We start from the raw sequence: 15,332 nt of genomic DNA, 5'->3' as shown, positions 1-15,332 counted from the left end.
CTTACGCCTCCTTTGTGTGAATGGCGCGCCAGGCATCGGCAATGTCGCCCGAGCGCGTGATCCACGCGCGACCACCGTGTCCGGCATCGGCGGCGATGTGCTTCAGGACGTCCTCAAAAGGACCGATGCGGTGGGGCTGGCCGATGAGATACGAGTGGAGCGGAATGCACATGACCGTGCCCGAAGGCTCGGCCGCAAGGCGCTCATACTGGCGGATCAGCGTGTCGGCGTATTCGCGTGGGCTCATGTTGTAGACAAAGAAGCCGTAGTGGTCGTTAACCTCTAGGCTGTAAGGCATCGAGATCAGGTCGCCGGTCTTGGTCTTCACGCGCTGGGGCTGGTCGTCGTGGTAGAGATCACAGGTATAGTCGAGACCATACTCGGCGATCAGATCCAGCGTGCGCGGCGTGTGGGTAAGGGCCGGCGCCAGCCATCCGCGGATCGTCTGGCCGGTTGCATCGCGCACAGTCTTGATCGAATCCTCGATGATTGCGCGTTCCTGCGCCTCGTCCATCCCGTATGAATAGCGGGTGTTGTAGATGCCGTGGCTAAAGAATTCCCAGCCCCGCTGGTTGGCGTCCTCGACCACGTTGGGGTGGTGCTGGCACAGCGCGACCGACAGGCTGACCGAACCGGGAAAACCGTGCTTGGACATGACTTCGGCCATGCGCCAGTGGCTGACGCGGTTGGCGTGGTCGCGGTGCGACTGGCGTACGACGTCTGGGTGCGGCATCGCCCAGGACTTGCGGTGAGGATTGGCCGGCGGATCAATCTCGTAGAACTCGAGGTTCGGCGAGATCCAGACCGCGACCTTCTTGTCGCCCGGCCAGACAAACGGCTTGCGCCCGCGATAGGGCGCAAAGTCGTAGAGGCCGGGGTCCTTTTCGCCCTCGTTCATTATTTCGCCTCCAGCCAGTCGATCACGGTCTGCACCGGCTCGACGTCGGCGTACTTGAGGTGAAGATCGGTGAGGTTGGCGAAGTGGTAGCTTTCGTGCTTGTCTGCACAGGTCTCGATCGGGACGATGGTGCGGTAGCCGCGGCTGAGGCTGTCGACGGCGGTGGCGCGGATGCAGCCCGAAGTCGAACCGCCGGTGACGATGACCGTATCGACCTTGTGCCAGACGAGCAGGCTCTGCAGCGGGGTCTCGAAGAAGGCGGACGGCATGCGCTTGGTGTAGATCATGTCGGCCGGATCGATCTCGCAGCGATCATCGAAGGCGTGACGGCGCGAATCGTACTTGATGTTCTGAAGCGAGTCCGGGGTGTCGGTGCGTGTGCCCCAGACGCCCGCGTCGCTCGCGTCCTCAGCGTAGGCGACGTGGGTCCAGATCACCGGCATGCCCTTTTCGCGGGCGAGGCGCGAGATCGTGTTGGTGTACTCGATCTGGCGCGGGTCGGTCTCGTACGCCGTCTTGAACTCGTCGATACGGGTATAGGCGTTCTGGAAGTCCACGTTCACGATCGCCAGCTTTTCGCCGAAGCCGAACTTCGCGCGGGTGGGGTTGGCGATGACTTCCTCGAAGATCTGGCGGGCGGTCTTGCCGTCGCTGACCATCTTGGTGCCGACGATGCTCATCTGGATCTTACCTCTTTCGCAACTTCTGGGGGCTCCCGCTTCGCAAGGAAGCGCAGCGCGCGGCGGGGTATGTCCGCCGAGGGAGAGACCTATCCGACTAAAAGATATAGTTCTAGATCATATTCGCGCTACCGTGGCGCAATGTCGATGGTTTGCCGGGCGATGGGGAAAGCCGGAGCAATTCATCCGCCCTGCGGATAGCGCTACAAGCACCCTGTTTCCAAATCCCTGACTGGAGGGGATCACTGCGCCAAGCGAAACCGAAACAAGGGAGTACATCTACATGGCCGCATGGCTCATCGTCACCGCCCGCGTCCCCGACCGCGATGCCTTCATGGCCTCGGGCTACCCGCAGGCGGCGGCCAAGATCCAGGCGCAGTTCGGCGGTGAATATATCATTCGCGGCCCTGGCGGCACCGTGCTTGAAGGACCGGGCGAAGACGGCGCGTCCGTCGTTGTCACCCAGTGGAAGGACCGCGAGGCCGCGCTCGCCTTCTGGAATTCGCCCGAATACGCCGAAGCCAAGAAACTGCGCGAAGGACTGGCCGAGGTGTCGGTCACGCTCGTCGGCGCCTGATCGGGACCGAATATGGGGCCGAGGCCGCAAGATAGGTGCGGCCTTGTCCGGGAGGGGGAGTCATATCGCATGAGCACAGGTCGTGTGCGGCAGGGGGCTGCAGCGCTCTTCATCCTGGGAGCCATGATGGGCGGTGCTGGAATGGCCAGGGCCACACCCGCACAGCCGCGCCACGCAGGCGAGGAATACCCCTTGCGCGCGGTACGCGGCGGCAGCTGGATCAGTACGCCTTTCCGCAATCGCGTGTCCTGGCGCGGGCGCGATCCGGTGGATCAGGTTACCTGGATCTTCGGCCTGCGCGTGGCGCGCGATATCGAGGGAGATATCCGGTGACGGCCATGCCCACCATCCTCGATCTGTCGCGCCGGAGCTTTGCCGGCGTGTTTGGCCTTGCTGCGGCGAGCTTTGTATTGGGCATCCCGGGGGAAGGACGCGCCGCGGAGACGGCGGACGCGTCCGACAAGGGCCGCTTTGGCGCTATGCTGAGCATTGATGCGACAGGCCTTGTTCGTCTGATCGTACCGTCGTCCGAACTGGGTCAAGGCACACAGGAAGCGCTTGCCCGTATGGTTGCGGAGGAACTGGAATGCGACTGGGCGGCTCTCAAAGTAGAGTTGCCCTGGGCCGATCCGGCGTTTGCCAATCCTTTCTCGCGCAAGCAGATGACGGCCAACAGCACCTCGGTCACGGGCTATTACACCGCGATGCGAACCCTGGGCTCGGCGACCCGGATGATGCTCATGCGCGCAGCCGCGCAGCGCTTGGGCGCTGACGAAGAAGAGCTCGTCGTATCGGACGGTACTATTTCCCATTCCGCGAGTGGCCGCACGCTGGGCTTTGGCGATCTCGCATCTGCGGCCTCGGCGCTGCCGGTCCCTGTCGAAGTTCCTCTGAAGCCGGTTTCCGAGTTCCGCATCATCGGCGGTACGAGCGTGCGCAAGGATCTATTGCCTAAGGTCAACGGACGCGCGCAATTCGGAATTGACGTGCGCGAGGAGGGCATGCTGGTCGGCGTTCCGGTGCTCGCCTCGCACCCGGAAGCGACTTTCGATCTTGCCGGCGTGGACGATGCCTTGGCTTATCCGGGCGTGCGCGCCGTGGTGCCGGTCACAGGAGGCGTCGTGGTCGTGGCCGACCGCTTCTGGAGGGCAAAGAGCGCGGCGGAGGCCATCACTCTTACGGTCACCTCATCACCCATAGCCGGGCTCGACGATGACACCATCCGTTCGCGCCTGCGCGAGGCCTTTACCACGATAGAACCACGGGTCTTTCCCGAATTCGAGAAAGGCAGTGGCTTCCCGGGCCGTCCAATCAAGCCGGACAAGCCTGCCGTCGAGGCCGCGTTTGCACAGGCCGATCGAGTGCTCGAAGCTGAGTACGAGGTGCCGTTTCTGGCCCACGCGACGCTCGAGCCGATCTGCTGTGCCGCGCGCATTGATACTGCCAGTCTCTTCGTACGCGGCCCGCTCCAGGACCCGGAAAGCGCACGCACGCTAGGTGCAACGCTCGCAGGCTTGCCGCTCGAAGACGTACGGGTCGAACTGACTTATGTGGGCGGCGGTTTTGGCCGCAAGTGGGGGACCGACTTCGTTGGCGTTGCCATCGAGGCCGCCAAGGGCGTACCAGGGCAGCTGGTTAAGACGATCTGGCCGCGTGAGCAGGATATGGCCTTCGATCAGTACCGTCCGGCCTTTGTCGCGCGCTCACAGGCTGCCCTAGCGAAGGACGGGCGTGTTGCAGCCCTGAAGTCCGCAATTGCCGGACAGTCGATCATGGCCTACCACGGTCGCGGCGATATTCTGGGCGACATGGCCGATCCCATGAGCGCGGGCAAACTGGTCTACGAGGCCTATGCGCAGCCCCTGCGCTATGCGCAAAGCCACCGTGTCGACATGGGCGTGCCGGTCGGGTTCTGGCGTTCGGTCTCGCTCTCGCAGAACAGCTTCTTCATGGAGAGCTTCGTTGACGAGATTGCCCGGGAAACAGGGCAGGACCCGCTACAGCTGCGCTTGCGTCTCCTGGATGGGCATCCGCGAATTACGCCCGTGGTCAGCCGCGCTGCTCAGATGATCGGACTTGATGCGCCCCGGCCGGGGGGCACCGGACGCGGCATCGCGTTGGCCTATACCGAAGCCAATTTCTGCGCGGTCGGCATAGAGGTTGCGCTTTCGGGCGAAAACCTCAGCCTTACGCGAATTGCCTGCGCGTGCGACTGCGGGCTCATGATCGACCCGGTCAGCGTGGAGGGACAGGTCAGCGGCGGCATTGTCTTTGGCCTCCAGGCCGCCCTGTGGGGCGAGGTCCACTTTGCCGACGGCGCGCCTACGGCGCAGAACTTCTCCGACTATCGTCTGCCAATGATGATGGACGTGCCACCGATCGAGGTTGCGCTGATGCCGGGCAGTGACCAACCCGGGAATGTGGGCGAGGCTTCGACGCCCGCCGTCGCGCCCGCTCTCGCCAACGCCATTGCCGATGCCGGGGGGCCGCGCATCCGCGCACTCCCCATCTCCCGCACACTCGCGATCTGAAGGACGCTAGCACGTTGAAGACCCTGCTCGTAAACGGCACCCGGCAAACGGTCGAGGTGGAAGAGGACACACCGCTGCTCTGGGTCCTGCGCGAGGATCTCGATCTTCCGGGCACCAAGTACGGCTGCGGTATCGGCATGTGCGGGGCCTGCACCGTTCATATCGACGGCATGGCGGTGCGAAGCTGCCAGATGCCGCTTGCCGCCGTTGAGGACGTCCAGGCCATTTCCACCATCGAGTCCCTGTCGGGTCCGGACGAGGAGGACGCCTTGCACCCACTCCAGCAGGCATGGCTGGATGAGCAGGTGCCCCAGTGCGGTTATTGCCAGAGCGGCATGATCATGGCCGCCGCCGCCTTCCTTGCCGAGACGCCGAAGCCTGACGCCGAGACGGTCCGGGCCAGCATCACCAATTTATGCCGTTGCGGCACCTATCCACGCATTGAGCGGGCCATCCTCAAGGCGGCAGAGGTCATGCGCGCACGTTGATCTGGGACATGGCGTAAGCCCTGGGCCTGTGCCATCGTTTGGTCATGGATACGTCCAACGCCGACGACTCGCGCGATCCGCAAGCCCGCGTGCTGGCTTTCCTGGCCGATCCGGCCACGCACGGCGAGCCGGTGCAACGCGTGGACACGCACGGTGCCAGTGTCTTCCTGGCTTCTGAGAGGGCCTACAAGCTCAAGCGAGCCGTGCGTTTCTCCTATCTCGACTTTTCGACCCTGGAACAACGCCGCGCCGTATGCCTGCGCGAGTTGGAGCTGAACCGCCGTATCGCACCAGGCCTCTACCTTGAAGTCGTGCCGATCGTGGAGCGTGCCGACACAAGCCTTGCATTCGGAGCACCCTCGCAAAGCGGTCCAGAAATCCTTGATTGGGTCGTCGTCATGCGACGTTTCCAGGATCGCGATCTGCTCGCGACGATGGTGAGGGAAGGGCGGCTGGAGCCCCTGATGGTTCGCGACCTTGCTGACACCATCGCACATTTTCACCAACACGACGCCCACCCGGTGCTGGACGATGGTGTGAGCCGTGTGCGCCGGGTGATTGAAGGCAATCGGCAGAGCATGGCGGCTACGGGCACGGAAATTCTCGATCCCGAGGCTTGCCAGGCCTGGATGGACGAGAGCCTCGCCGAGCTGGCGCAGGCAAGCCCAGTTCTGCGCGCCCGGGCGGCCAAAGGTTGGATCCGGCATGGCCACGGTGACCTCCACCTAGGCAACATCTGCTTGTGGGAAGGGACCCTGACACCGTTTGACTGCCTTGAATTCAATGACGAATTCGCGATCAGTGACGTGCTGTACGATCTTGCCTTCGCGGTCATGGACCTCTGGCATCGCGGCCATCACGACCTCGCCTCGCTTCTGACCAATCGCTATCTCGACCTGGTGAATATGGAGCCGGATGCGCTGACCGTGTTCCCTTTGTTCCTTTCGATGCGCGCCGCCGTTCGTGCACACGTGCTTGCGACACAGGCGACGCAGGCACGTGACAAGGAGAGGGGGCTTGCGCTGCAACAGGTTGCCCGGAGCTACTTGGCAGAAGCTCGTGATTTTCTGGTCCCGTATCCGCCCCGTCTCGTGGCTGTGGGTGGCTTCTCGGGAACTGGAAAATCTACGCTCGCGGCAAACCTTGCTCCAGAAGTGGGGGCGGTGCCCGGCGCACGCTGGCTGCGCACCGATGTGCTGCGCAAGACATCGGCCGGTGTCGCGCCCGAGACCCGCCTGCCAGAAACGGCCTACAGCCGCTCAAATTCGGACGCCGTCTATGTTCGGTTGCTGAGCCTGGCCGAGCAGACCTTGCGCGCCGGATGTAGCGTCATCGTGGACGGTGTCTTCGCCCGTGCCAGCGAGAGGCAGGCTTTTTTAGAACTCGCGGACAAGGTCGGTGTGCGATTCGATGGACTGTGGCTTGAAGCATCGCGAGAGGCACTTCGCAGTCGTATCGAAGGACGCATAAATGATGCTTCGGACGCAAATATCGAGGTACTCGACCGCCAACTTCAGATGAATCTTGGCGATCTTGCGGCCTGGCATTGCGTTTGCGCCGAAGGTTCGCCGCAGGATGTGGCAGAAGCGGCGAAAAGGGCTCTCTGACCTGGCTGCCTGCAAAGGAAGATAATATATATTATGTTAAATGAAGCCGGGGCAGATGAGGAACTCTTCCCGGTCGTCATGCGCTCGTCTTAAGTACCTCAATCACTAAGACCAGCCCAACGATCAGGACCGCCCAGATCAACGATAGACGGACGAAACGTGCAGGCCCCAACTCTCGTAACCCCGAGTGCTGACTGACAAGCAGCAAACAGCACCCGATGGTCACGATGGACACCAAGGTCGCCATCAGGTTCACGGTGCAATCACCATCCCGTCATAAGCGACTTCGACATCTTCCGGCACTTCGCCCGAAAGCGTCGCGTAATCCATGCTCTTGTCGAGATGTGTCAGCACGGTGCGACCGACGCCCGATCGCTGAGCCAGTTCGAGCGACATACCTAGATGTGCATGAGTAGGGTGTGGATCGCGCCGCAGGCAGTCCACGACAAGGAGATCGGCGTCTTCACAGAGGTCCACCATTGCCCTCGTAATTTCACTGAAGTCGGTCATGTAACATACGGATTTTCCGTCACAATCGAACCGAAATCCAGTCGACTGTGCCGGGCCATGCGGCATTTGCGTATGCTCCACGCGATAGCCTTCGCACAGGCGCAGATTGTCCAGGTTCTCCAGCGACACGAGAGTTGGATACCCGTACTGGCCCGCAAAGACGTACCCGAAGCGCTGGCGCAGCCGGCGCACGGTTTCCGAGGCCGCAAAACCGGAAATCGGCCCCGCCCGGCCATAACGCAGAGGGCGAAGATCATCGATGCCGTGGCAATGATCGGCATGATCGTGGGTCCAGAATACGGCATCGAGGCGATGCACGTCGTTGGCCAGAAGCTGTGCGCGCAAATCGGTAGGCGTATCGACGAGGATGCGCTTGCCCGCATCGCTCTCGAGCAGTATCGCAACGCGGCTGCGGCGGTTCTTCGGCTCCTTGGGGTCGCAATCGCCCCAATCGGCCCCGAATTCACCGCCCAGACGCGGGACGCCCGTAGAGGTACCACAACCAAGGATGGTGACCTTCATGCGCCCTGCTCCAGCGGGCTCGCCTTGGTGAAAAGGGCAAAGAAGTTGCGTGTGGTGTTTGCCCCCAGTTCCTCAAGGCTTTCGCCCCGAAGATCAGCAACGAAACGTGCGGTGTCTGCCGTGAAGGCCGGTTCGCACTTGCGGCCACGGTGCGGGATCGGCGCCAGGAAAGGGGAGTCCGTTTCCACCAGCAGCCGGTCGGACGGCACCTCCTTCGCAAACGCCTGCAGATCCTTGGCATTCTTGAAAGTTACGATCCCGGAAAGGCTGATTGTAAGGCCTAGATCAAGAACGGTTCGGCCGAACTTGGCGCTGGCCGTGAAGCAGTGGATCAGCGCCGGGAAAGCCCCCTTCTCCATTTCCTCGCGGACGATACGGGAGGTGTCGTCTTCGGCATCGCGGGTGTGGATAATGATCGGCAGACCCGTCTCTCGCGCCACACCGATGTGGGTGCGGAACAGGTCCTGCTGCACGTCGCGGTCCGACTTGTCGTAATAGTAGTCGAGCCCGGTTTCACCAATTGCGATCACCCGCGGATGGGCCGCGGCTTCCAGAAGCGCCGCGCCACCTAGGTCCGCGTGCGCGTCGGCCTCGTGCGGATGGATGCCAACAGACGCCCAGACATCGGGCTCGCGCTCAGCGGTTCCGACCACCCTCTCCCACTCGTTGCGGCGGGTGGAAATGTTGAGGAAGCCCTTGATACCGGCCGCACGGGCGCGGTCGAGAACACCGTTCTGGTCCTCGACCACGCCCTCATATTCGAGATGGCAGTGGGAGTCGATGAGCATTAGGCTGCGTCACCTTCGGCCTGATCGTCGGGCAACTCGAGACGCGGGAACACCCCCTGTGGCTTCTCGACGGCGTAGTCCGAGGCGGCCAGAACCGCGAACCAGTCGGTCTTCTCGAACGCCTCGTAGCCGCGCGCATCAGCGGCTACGCCCATCTGGTCGAGGAGCGCGTCGATGGCGCTGGGAACGACCGGGCGAACCGCGATTGCCAGATCGCGCACAACCTGGAAGAGTGTCATCAGGACTGCTTCCATACGTGCCGGATCGGACTTGCGCAGTGCCCAGGGCGCCTGTTCGTCGACATACTGGTTGCAGGCGAAGACCGCCTTCATCCAGGCATCAAGACCATCGCTGAAGGCCAGGTCCATGAAGGCCTTGCGCATGTTGGCAATCCCCGATGCCACCGCGTCGAAAAGGGCGGCGTCCGCTTCAGATTGCTCCAAATCGGACTTAATTTCGCCGCCCATGTTCTTGAAAATCATCGACAAACTGCGCTGAGCAAGGTTGCCGAAGCTGTTGGCAAGTTCGGCGTTGCAGCGCGTGACAATGGCTTCGGGCGACCACGATCCGTCCTGGCCGAAGGCCACTTCGCGCAAGAAGAAATAGCGCAGCGTATCAACACCGAAGGTCTCGGCGAGCGCGATGGGATCGGTCACGTTGCCGACCGACTTAGATTCCTTCTGGCCGCGGTTCAGCAGGAAGCCGTGGCCGAAGACCTGCTGGGGCACGGGAACGTCCGCGCTCATGAGGAACGCGGGCCAATAGACCGTGTGGAAACGCACGATATCCTTGCCGATAAGGTGCAGGCTCGCGGGCCAGTAGCGGGCGTAATCGCCCCCTTCGTTCGGGAAGCCCAGACCCGTCAGGTAGTTGGTCAGGGCATCGACCCAGACGTACATGACATGGTTGTCCGAGCCGGGGACCTTCACGCCCCAATCGAAGCTGGTACGAGAGATCGAGAGGTCGCGAAGGCCGCCTTCGACGAAGCGGGCAATCTCGTTGCGGCGGCTTTCCGGGCGGATGAAGTCGCCGCTGTTGTAGAGCTCAAGCAGCTTGTCCTGGTACTTGGACAGGCGGAAGAACCACGATTCCTCGACGGTCCACTCCACCGGCGTGCCCTGCGGAGAGAGCTTGCCGCCCCCTTCCCCCTCGACGAGTTCACTCTCGTCATAATAGGCCTCGTCGCGCACCGAATACCAGCCTTCGTAGCGGTCGAGGTAAAGGTCGCCCTTGGCTTCCATCCGACGCCACAGCTCTTGCGTAGCCTCATGATGGCGCGGCTCGGTGGTACGGATAAATACGTCGTAATCGACGTTGAGAGCGTCGCACATCTCACGGAAATATCCGGACATTTCCGTAGCAAGTTCTGCGGGGGTCGTCCCGATATCGCGAGCCTTCTGCATCATCTTGAGGCCATGCTCATCCGTGCCCGTCTGGAGACGGACATCGAAGCCTTCGGCCTTGCGATGGCGGGCAATCACGTCGGCGGCGATTGCCTCGTAGGCGTGGCCGATGTGGGGCTTGCCGTTGGGGTAGGAAATGGCGGTGGTGATGTAATAAGGCTCGCCCATGGCGGCGTCACACTTTCTGTGTCCGGAGTGAATGAAGGCCGTGCGTTCGTCGGGCCCGAGGTGTCCTAGGCCCGACGTTCTCTAGGCATTGCCGAGGATGCCAGCAACCCGCCAATCTCCATTATGAGGACACCGGCGTCGAAATTGTAGGTCGGTGCGCGCACCAGAAGCTGACTGAGGCTCTGGTAGGCCTCGATGATTGCGAGTTGCTGGCCCCCGGAGGTCTCGCCCAGTTGCGCGAGGAGTACGGCACGCGCCAGCTCGATGGCGGCGAGCTGACGATCCCGCGCAGGTCGCATGCCCATTTCCCGGGCGAGGCCGCCACGTAGCGCATAGTCACGGTCGCCGTTCTGGAGAATCCGCACCATCAGATCATGGATGGCGCCAAGGTCTTGCGCCACGAATGTCCGGGCAAGACCTGGCGAGCCCTGGGCGGCGCGGATGGCCGCTTGCCGGGCCGCTTCGTCCGCCTCGGGGGCCTCCCGCGCCAGCATGGCGCCGAGCGCATTCTCGCTCAGCGGAGCGAAGCGCAGGACCCGGCAGCGTGAGCGAACGGTGGGCAGAAGTCGCCCAGGCTGGTGGGCAAGCAGTAGAAAGTACGTCCCGGCAGGCGGCTCCTCCAGCACCTTGAGCAAGGCATTGACGGCGCCCTTCTCCAGATCGTCTGCCGGATCGACAATGATCGCGCGGCGATCGCCCAGCGTAGGACGGGTCGCGAGCTTTCGGATCATCTCGCGAACCTGGTCGACCGAGATATTGCGCTTGGTCTGATAGGGCTTGCCGTCCGCCTTTTTCTTGGCGTCGTCGTCGCTTGCGGGAAGTGGGGTCAGGACATGGATGTCCGGGTGTGCTTCTGCGTCGATTTCACTTCCGGGCAGATGATTGACAAGTTCGCTGGCGGCCGCGCGGGCAAAGGCCTTCTTGCCAAGGCCGCGTGCCCCGGCAAGTAGCCAAGCGTGGTGCATGCGCTGCGAGCCGAGGGCACTCATCCATTCCTGCCAGGCGGCATCCTGGCCCCAGAATTCACCTGTCGTCATTCGCCCGCTCCTTCGCACAAGGGCGCGATGGCTGCGAGAATGCGGGCGTGGATCTGCTCGGGCGTGCCGTTGCCGTCGATGCGTGCGAAACGCGCGTCATCGGCATCGGCCAGGGCGCGGAACGTGGCCGCGACACGGTCGTGGTAAGTCTGTTCTCGCCCGCCGATACGGTCCGAACCCTCGGTATCGCGCAAGGCCAGGCGCCGCACAACTTCCTCGGCGGCCACCTCGACCAGCAAGGTGACATTCGGAAGCAGCCCCTCGCTGCCGAATGCATGGAGCGTCAGGAGATCGGCGTCGGAGACGCCCCCTCCTCCGCCCTGGTAAGCACGACTGGAATCGAGATAGCGGTCGCAGATAACCCAGGCTCCCCTTTCCAGCGCCGGACGGATCAGGCGCGCGACGTGATCGGCCCGGGCCGCGGCAAAGAGCAGTGCCTCGGCGCGAGTCCCCCAGCCCGCACAATCCCCTTCAACGCCATTGAGAAGCAGGCCGCGAATGGCTTCGGCTCCCGGTGTCCCGCCCGGCTCGCGGGTCGTGATCACCTCGAACCCGCGTGCGCGCAGAGCATCAGCCAGAAGCCGGGCTTGGGTCGACTTGCCGGCCCCTTCCCCGCCTTCGAGCGCTATGAATCGTCCAGTGGTCATCGGAAGATGTTGATAAGCCCGTTGCGCAGCCTGTCCAGCGTACCGGCCTTGGCGACGTCAGCCCCGGCAAACAGCGGCACGCGTCCTGGGGCAAGCCCTTCGACCGCGATTTCCAGATATCCGACCCGGTTGCCCTTGGTCACCGGCGCTTTCAGCGGTCCCTGGTAATGGACTGTCAGCGTGACCTTGCGGCCCGGCGCATTGGAGGGAAGCGTGGCGTGGACCTTGCGGTCGGTAACCAGCGGAACCGACAGTTCGGCGCCGTCCTGGACCTTGGCGTCAGCGACGTTCTGTCCTATGTCGAAGAGATGGCGGGCGCTCCAGTCGGAGAAACCCCATTCCAGAAGGTTGCGCGCGGCTGCGTCCCGGATGCGGTAGGTCGGCGATCCGGCGAGCACCATGACAAGGCGGCGCCCCTCGCGCTCGGCGGTTCCGACGAAGTTGTAGCCCGCCTCCAGTGTGTAGCCGGTCTTGATGCCATCCGCGCCGGGGACGATACCCACCGTGGGATCGTGGCTGCGCATGACGACATCGCGCCACTTGTATTGCTTCACGCCCGAAAACTCGCGGTAGAGCTTAGGATGGCGCATGATCATGGCATCAGCCAGTTTCACCATGTCGCTGGCGGTGACGTAAGTCTGTCCCTCGTCCATCCAGCCATTAGGCGTATTGTAATGGCTGCGGCTCATGCCGATACGCTTCGCGGCCGCGTTCATCATCTCGACCCAGGCCGACACGCTCCCCGCATAGCCCTTGGCGAGCACGATGCAGGCATCGTTGCCCGAGGCCGTCATCACGCCGTGCAGAAGTTCTTCGGTGGTGGGCCGGTCGTTCCGGGTGATGTACATGGTCGAGCCCTTGGCCCACCATTCCTTCTCCGTTTCCGGATCCATCTGGAAGCGACGATCCAGTGGCAAGCGCCCTGCATCGATCTCCTCGAAAGCGACGAACGCGGTCATCACCTTGGTCACCGATGCGGGTAGGAAGGGAATGTCCGGACGACGCTGTTCGAGGACTTGCCCGGACCCCAGATCGACAAGCATGCTGACGGGGATCTGCGACAGTTCCTCGGGTGGCTCCGGGTTGCTGGGGGCTGCATGGACCTGCGTGGCAGCTGCCAGCGCAACACCCATGGCAAGCACGGTACGTCGCGCGCGTGCAAACGAACAATAGGACTTCAAGATCCGCTTCTCCGGCGCGCCCTGTCTCGGCGCGATGCTAGGCCTTTTGCAAAGGGAGAACGGCGACGATCGCCTTCAGGCGATCGCCCCTGACTTCTCGCGTCAGTCCCGATGCAGGATTCGGGCCTCGTTATAGCCAGCCTTACGCGCTGTCTCCAGCGCTGCTCCCGCTTTTGCACGGTTGTCAAAGGGCCCCATGCGTACGAGCCAGAAGCGCCCGGGTCTCTCGACGAAGCCACCGAGTTCCTGCGCGAGCTTGTGGGCATTGGGTTCGACCGAAAAGGCCCCTACCTGCACTACGAATCGGGAGATCGCGGGCACGACGGGCTCCTTCGCTCGAGGTGGCGCCGGGGGTGCCGGCGTTACGGGCTTCGCCAATGCCGTCGGCGATGGAGCCGTAGCGCTTGTCGTTGACCTCGGGCCAGCCTGCGGCGTGATCTTGGACACAGCCGCGGGCGCCGGAAACGCAGTCGCGAATGCCGTGGTACCGCCCTGGCCCATCATTCCGGGTGAAAGCTTGGGCGGTGTCGGCGGGGTCGAGGGCGGCGGAAGCAGAGGCGACTGCCCGGCCAATTTCTTGTGCAGCACCTCGAGAAGGCCTTGGGGGGTATCCATCCGGCGCGGGGCCTCCCCACCCTGGCGTAGCGCAGCACGCTCGGGTTCGGGAGGATTGACGCGACGTACCCGGACAGGGGTATCGGAGCCGGGAGAAATACCCAGCTGCCGCGCCGCACCGCGCGAGAGTTCGATCAGGCGCGAATTTGCCAGTGGCCCTCGCTCCTCCAGGCGCACGAGGATCGTATGTCCGCTTTGCAGGTCGGTGACTTCAACATAGCTGGGAAGCGGCAGCGTCTTGTGCGCCGCTGTGATACCGGAGCTTTGCGCATCCGCCACCGACGCCATACCGACCGCATCGTAATTGAGCTGGTCTCGAGGCGTCCAGACGGTCCCATCGATGGTGAACGGCTCACCGATCACGACCGGGTAGTCGGCGGCGGGGCCGGTGCGCGCGGATTTGGTGTCCTGCGCGTAAACATGAAGAGCAAGGATGCTCCCCACGAGTCCTCCAAACAGCGCCAGCGTGCGCTTAACGGGCAATCTCATCTGCAAGCAATCCGACCGAGAGGGCGTAATAGTTCGAACAGTTGTACTGCAGGATCACCCGATAATTCCCGGTTAACAGGTAGGCTGGCGTGCCCGGCCCGTCCGGTTGGAACAGCGAGGCGAGCACATCGTCGTCCAGTGCGGACTGCGGCTGAACGCCAAGAGCCTTCCACTGCGACACCGGCATCCACTGCGAATGGCGCGCGTGAACCCGGTCACAGGTGGGGGCCACAAGCTTGGTTTCATAGCGCTCGGGCGAAAAGCCGGAGGGCACCGAGGCGCGCACGCCCCAAGGGCGCCCCGGGCGCCAGCCCGCGTCCTGGAAATAGCGCGCGATCGAGGCCAGCGTATCGGCGGAACTGTTGAAGATATCGATCGTGCCGTTACCGTCGCCATCAGTGGCAAGGCGCAGGTAGACACTGGGCAGGAACTGGGGATTGCCGATAGCCCCGGCCCAGCTTCCCTTCAGCGTGGAAGCCGGCACACCCCTGTCGATCATCTTCATGAGCGCGATGAGTTCGCCCTCGAACAGCTCGCGGCGACGCCCTTCCCAGGCTAGGGTCGCCAGCGAGCGTGCTGTGTCGAAATTGCCGGTATAGCCGCCATAATTCGTTTCATGCCCCCAGATCGCGAATAGCACGGACGCCGGGACGCCATAGCGCCGCTCGATCCCGGGAAGAATCGAGGCCAGCCCCTGGTATTTGGCGCGCCCACGCGAAATGATCGAGGAACCCAGATGCCGCGAGAGATAGCCGGACATCGGCGGCGGCGTGTTTGAACGCCCGGGTTGCGCCGTGTCGAGTTCGATCACCCGCTGGTTCGGGGAAAGCCCGCTCAAGGTCCGGGAAATCGTCGTCTCGCTGACACCCTCGCTCCGGGCATGCCGCGCCACGGCCTCCATATACGCCGGGAAACTCTCCGACTGCGCACAGGCCGTGACACTGGGAAGCGAAACAAGCATCGCCGTCGCAACAAGTGCGACGGGGACAGAACGAAGGGGGCGGAATCGGAATTTCATCACCCATGGTTTTCGCACAAGGCTTTGCGTTTGCAAACCGGCCCACCGTGCCTTCCCACGCAAATTGCCGCATGCCACAAGGCTTTGGTCGTGCAACTTCGCCATCACCAGGTCGCAACGCCAATCTCACACAATTCCACCTTGCACTCCGCGCACGTTTCTCTATGCGCAAG

15 protein-coding genes are annotated in these 15,332 nt (G+C 63.1%); 5 read left to right on the top strand and 10 right to left on the bottom strand.

The window, feature by feature from the left end:
- Nucleotide 1: 1 nt before the first annotated feature.
- Nucleotides 2–898, bottom strand: a complete 897-nt coding sequence (locus FMM79_RS06290; RefSeq protein ID WP_148626658.1) for a polysaccharide deacetylase family protein — start codon at nucleotides 896–898, stop codon at nucleotides 2–4.
- A complete protein-coding gene (locus tag FMM79_RS06285; RefSeq protein WP_205466514.1) occupies nucleotides 898–1,578 on the bottom strand; it encodes an isochorismatase family protein in 681 nt (226 codons plus the stop codon). The genes FMM79_RS06290 and FMM79_RS06285 overlap by 1 nt, the downstream gene beginning before the upstream one ends.
- 283 nt (nucleotides 1,579–1,861) lie before the next feature.
- Here FMM79_RS06285 and FMM79_RS06280 point away from each other — a divergent pair, with 283 nt between their 5' ends.
- The 5 genes from FMM79_RS06280 (at nucleotide 1,862) to FMM79_RS06260 (ending at nucleotide 6,781) form a co-directional block, all read left to right on the top strand.
- Nucleotides 1,862–2,155, top strand: a complete 294-nt coding sequence (locus tag FMM79_RS06280; RefSeq protein WP_148626657.1) for a DUF1330 domain-containing protein — start codon at nucleotides 1,862–1,864, stop codon at nucleotides 2,153–2,155.
- A gap of 69 nt (nucleotides 2,156–2,224) precedes the next feature.
- Entirely contained in the window at nucleotides 2,225–2,488 is a 264-nt protein-coding gene (locus FMM79_RS06275; RefSeq protein ID WP_148626656.1) for a hypothetical protein, read from the top strand.
- 5 nt (nucleotides 2,489–2,493) lie between these two features.
- Nucleotides 2,494–4,686: a molybdopterin cofactor-binding domain-containing protein gene (locus FMM79_RS06270; RefSeq protein ID WP_240339032.1), complete on the top strand. Its 2,193-nt coding sequence runs from the start codon at nucleotides 2,494–2,496 to the stop codon at nucleotides 4,684–4,686.
- 14 nt (nucleotides 4,687–4,700) lie between these two features.
- Nucleotides 4,701–5,174 carry a (2Fe-2S)-binding protein gene (locus tag FMM79_RS06265; protein ID WP_148626654.1) on the top strand — a complete coding sequence of 158 codons (474 nt, stop codon included), beginning with the start codon at nucleotides 4,701–4,703 and terminating at the stop codon, nucleotides 5,172–5,174.
- Between the two features lie 44 nt (nucleotides 5,175–5,218).
- The gene (locus FMM79_RS06260) at nucleotides 5,219–6,781 is read left to right on the top strand and encodes a bifunctional aminoglycoside phosphotransferase/ATP-binding protein (RefSeq protein WP_148626653.1); all 1,563 of its coding nucleotides are present in this window, start codon (nucleotides 5,219–5,221) and stop codon (nucleotides 6,779–6,781) included.
- 252 nt (nucleotides 6,782–7,033) lie between these two features.
- Here FMM79_RS06260 and FMM79_RS06255 read toward each other — a convergent pair whose 3' ends face one another.
- From FMM79_RS06255 to FMM79_RS06220, 8 genes are all read right to left on the bottom strand, one after another.
- A complete protein-coding gene (locus tag FMM79_RS06255) occupies nucleotides 7,034–7,813 on the bottom strand; it encodes an MBL fold metallo-hydrolase (RefSeq protein WP_148626652.1) in 780 nt (259 codons plus the stop codon).
- Nucleotides 7,810–8,601, bottom strand: coding sequence for a TatD family hydrolase (locus FMM79_RS06250; RefSeq protein WP_148626651.1), 792 nt, complete (start codon nucleotides 8,599–8,601; stop codon nucleotides 7,810–7,812). Before FMM79_RS06250 ends, FMM79_RS06255 begins: the two co-directional genes overlap by 4 nt.
- Complete coding sequence (gene metG / locus FMM79_RS06245; RefSeq protein WP_148626650.1) at nucleotides 8,601–10,172, bottom strand: methionine--tRNA ligase; 1,572 nt, start codon at nucleotides 10,170–10,172, stop codon at nucleotides 8,601–8,603. Before metG ends, FMM79_RS06250 begins: the two co-directional genes overlap by 1 nt.
- 65 nt (nucleotides 10,173–10,237) lie before the next feature.
- Nucleotides 10,238–11,209, bottom strand: a complete 972-nt coding sequence (locus tag FMM79_RS06240; protein ID WP_148626649.1) for a DNA polymerase III subunit delta' — start codon at nucleotides 11,207–11,209, stop codon at nucleotides 10,238–10,240.
- Nucleotides 11,206–11,856 (bottom strand): dTMP kinase, encoded by a 651-nt coding sequence (gene tmk, locus FMM79_RS06235; protein WP_148626648.1) that lies wholly within the window; start codon nucleotides 11,854–11,856, stop codon nucleotides 11,206–11,208. Before tmk ends, FMM79_RS06240 begins: the two co-directional genes overlap by 4 nt.
- Nucleotides 11,853–13,037: a D-alanyl-D-alanine carboxypeptidase family protein gene (locus FMM79_RS06230; protein WP_240339018.1), complete on the bottom strand. Its 1,185-nt coding sequence runs from the start codon at nucleotides 13,035–13,037 to the stop codon at nucleotides 11,853–11,855. The genes tmk and FMM79_RS06230 overlap by 4 nt, the downstream gene beginning before the upstream one ends.
- Before the next feature lie 102 nt (nucleotides 13,038–13,139).
- Entirely contained in the window at nucleotides 13,140–14,141 is a 1,002-nt protein-coding gene (locus tag FMM79_RS06225; protein WP_148626646.1) for an SPOR domain-containing protein, read from the bottom strand.
- Entirely contained in the window at nucleotides 14,125–15,102 is a 978-nt protein-coding gene (locus FMM79_RS06220) for a lytic transglycosylase domain-containing protein (protein ID WP_240339017.1), read from the bottom strand. The genes FMM79_RS06225 and FMM79_RS06220 overlap by 17 nt, the downstream gene beginning before the upstream one ends.
- Nucleotides 15,103–15,332 lie beyond the last annotated feature (230 nt).

The organism is Novosphingobium sp. BW1 (assembly GCF_008107685.1).
Classification (GTDB): domain Bacteria; phylum Pseudomonadota; class Alphaproteobacteria; order Sphingomonadales; family Sphingomonadaceae; genus Novosphingobium.
Note: the sequence above shows the minus strand (reverse complement) of the source record. Positions and strands in the feature narration are given on the sequence as shown.

Excerpts from the sequence above, each read along its gene's own strand:
- FMM79_RS06290 (WP_148626658.1), bottom strand. The coding sequence starts at position 898 with ATGAACGAGGGCGAAAAGGACCCCGGCCTCTACGACTTTGCGCCCTAT.
- FMM79_RS06285 (WP_205466514.1), bottom strand. The coding sequence starts at position 1,578 with ATGAGCATCGTCGGCACCAAGATGGTCAGCGACGGCAAGACCGCCCGC.
- FMM79_RS06280 (WP_148626657.1), top strand. The coding sequence starts at position 1,862 with ATGGCCGCATGGCTCATCGTCACCGCCCGCGTCCCCGACCGCGATGCC.
- FMM79_RS06275 (WP_148626656.1), top strand. The coding sequence starts at position 2,225 with ATGAGCACAGGTCGTGTGCGGCAGGGGGCTGCAGCGCTCTTCATCCTG.
- FMM79_RS06270 (WP_240339032.1), top strand. The coding sequence starts at position 2,494 with ATGCCCACCATCCTCGATCTGTCGCGCCGGAGCTTTGCCGGCGTGTTT.
- FMM79_RS06260 (WP_148626653.1), top strand. The coding sequence starts at position 5,219 with ATGGATACGTCCAACGCCGACGACTCGCGCGATCCGCAAGCCCGCGTG.
- FMM79_RS06255 (WP_148626652.1), bottom strand. The coding sequence starts at position 7,813 with ATGAAGGTCACCATCCTTGGTTGTGGTACCTCTACGGGCGTCCCGCGT.
- FMM79_RS06250 (WP_148626651.1), bottom strand. The coding sequence starts at position 8,601 with ATGCTCATCGACTCCCACTGCCATCTCGAATATGAGGGCGTGGTCGAG.
- metG (WP_148626650.1), bottom strand. The coding sequence starts at position 10,172 with ATGGGCGAGCCTTATTACATCACCACCGCCATTTCCTACCCCAACGGC.
- FMM79_RS06240 (WP_148626649.1), bottom strand. The coding sequence starts at position 11,209 with ATGACGACAGGTGAATTCTGGGGCCAGGATGCCGCCTGGCAGGAATGG.
- tmk (WP_148626648.1), bottom strand. The coding sequence starts at position 11,856 with ATGACCACTGGACGATTCATAGCGCTCGAAGGCGGGGAAGGGGCCGGC.
- FMM79_RS06225 (WP_148626646.1), bottom strand. The coding sequence starts at position 14,141 with ATGAGATTGCCCGTTAAGCGCACGCTGGCGCTGTTTGGAGGACTCGTG.
- FMM79_RS06220 (WP_240339017.1), bottom strand. The coding sequence starts at position 15,102 with ATGCTTGTTTCGCTTCCCAGTGTCACGGCCTGTGCGCAGTCGGAGAGT.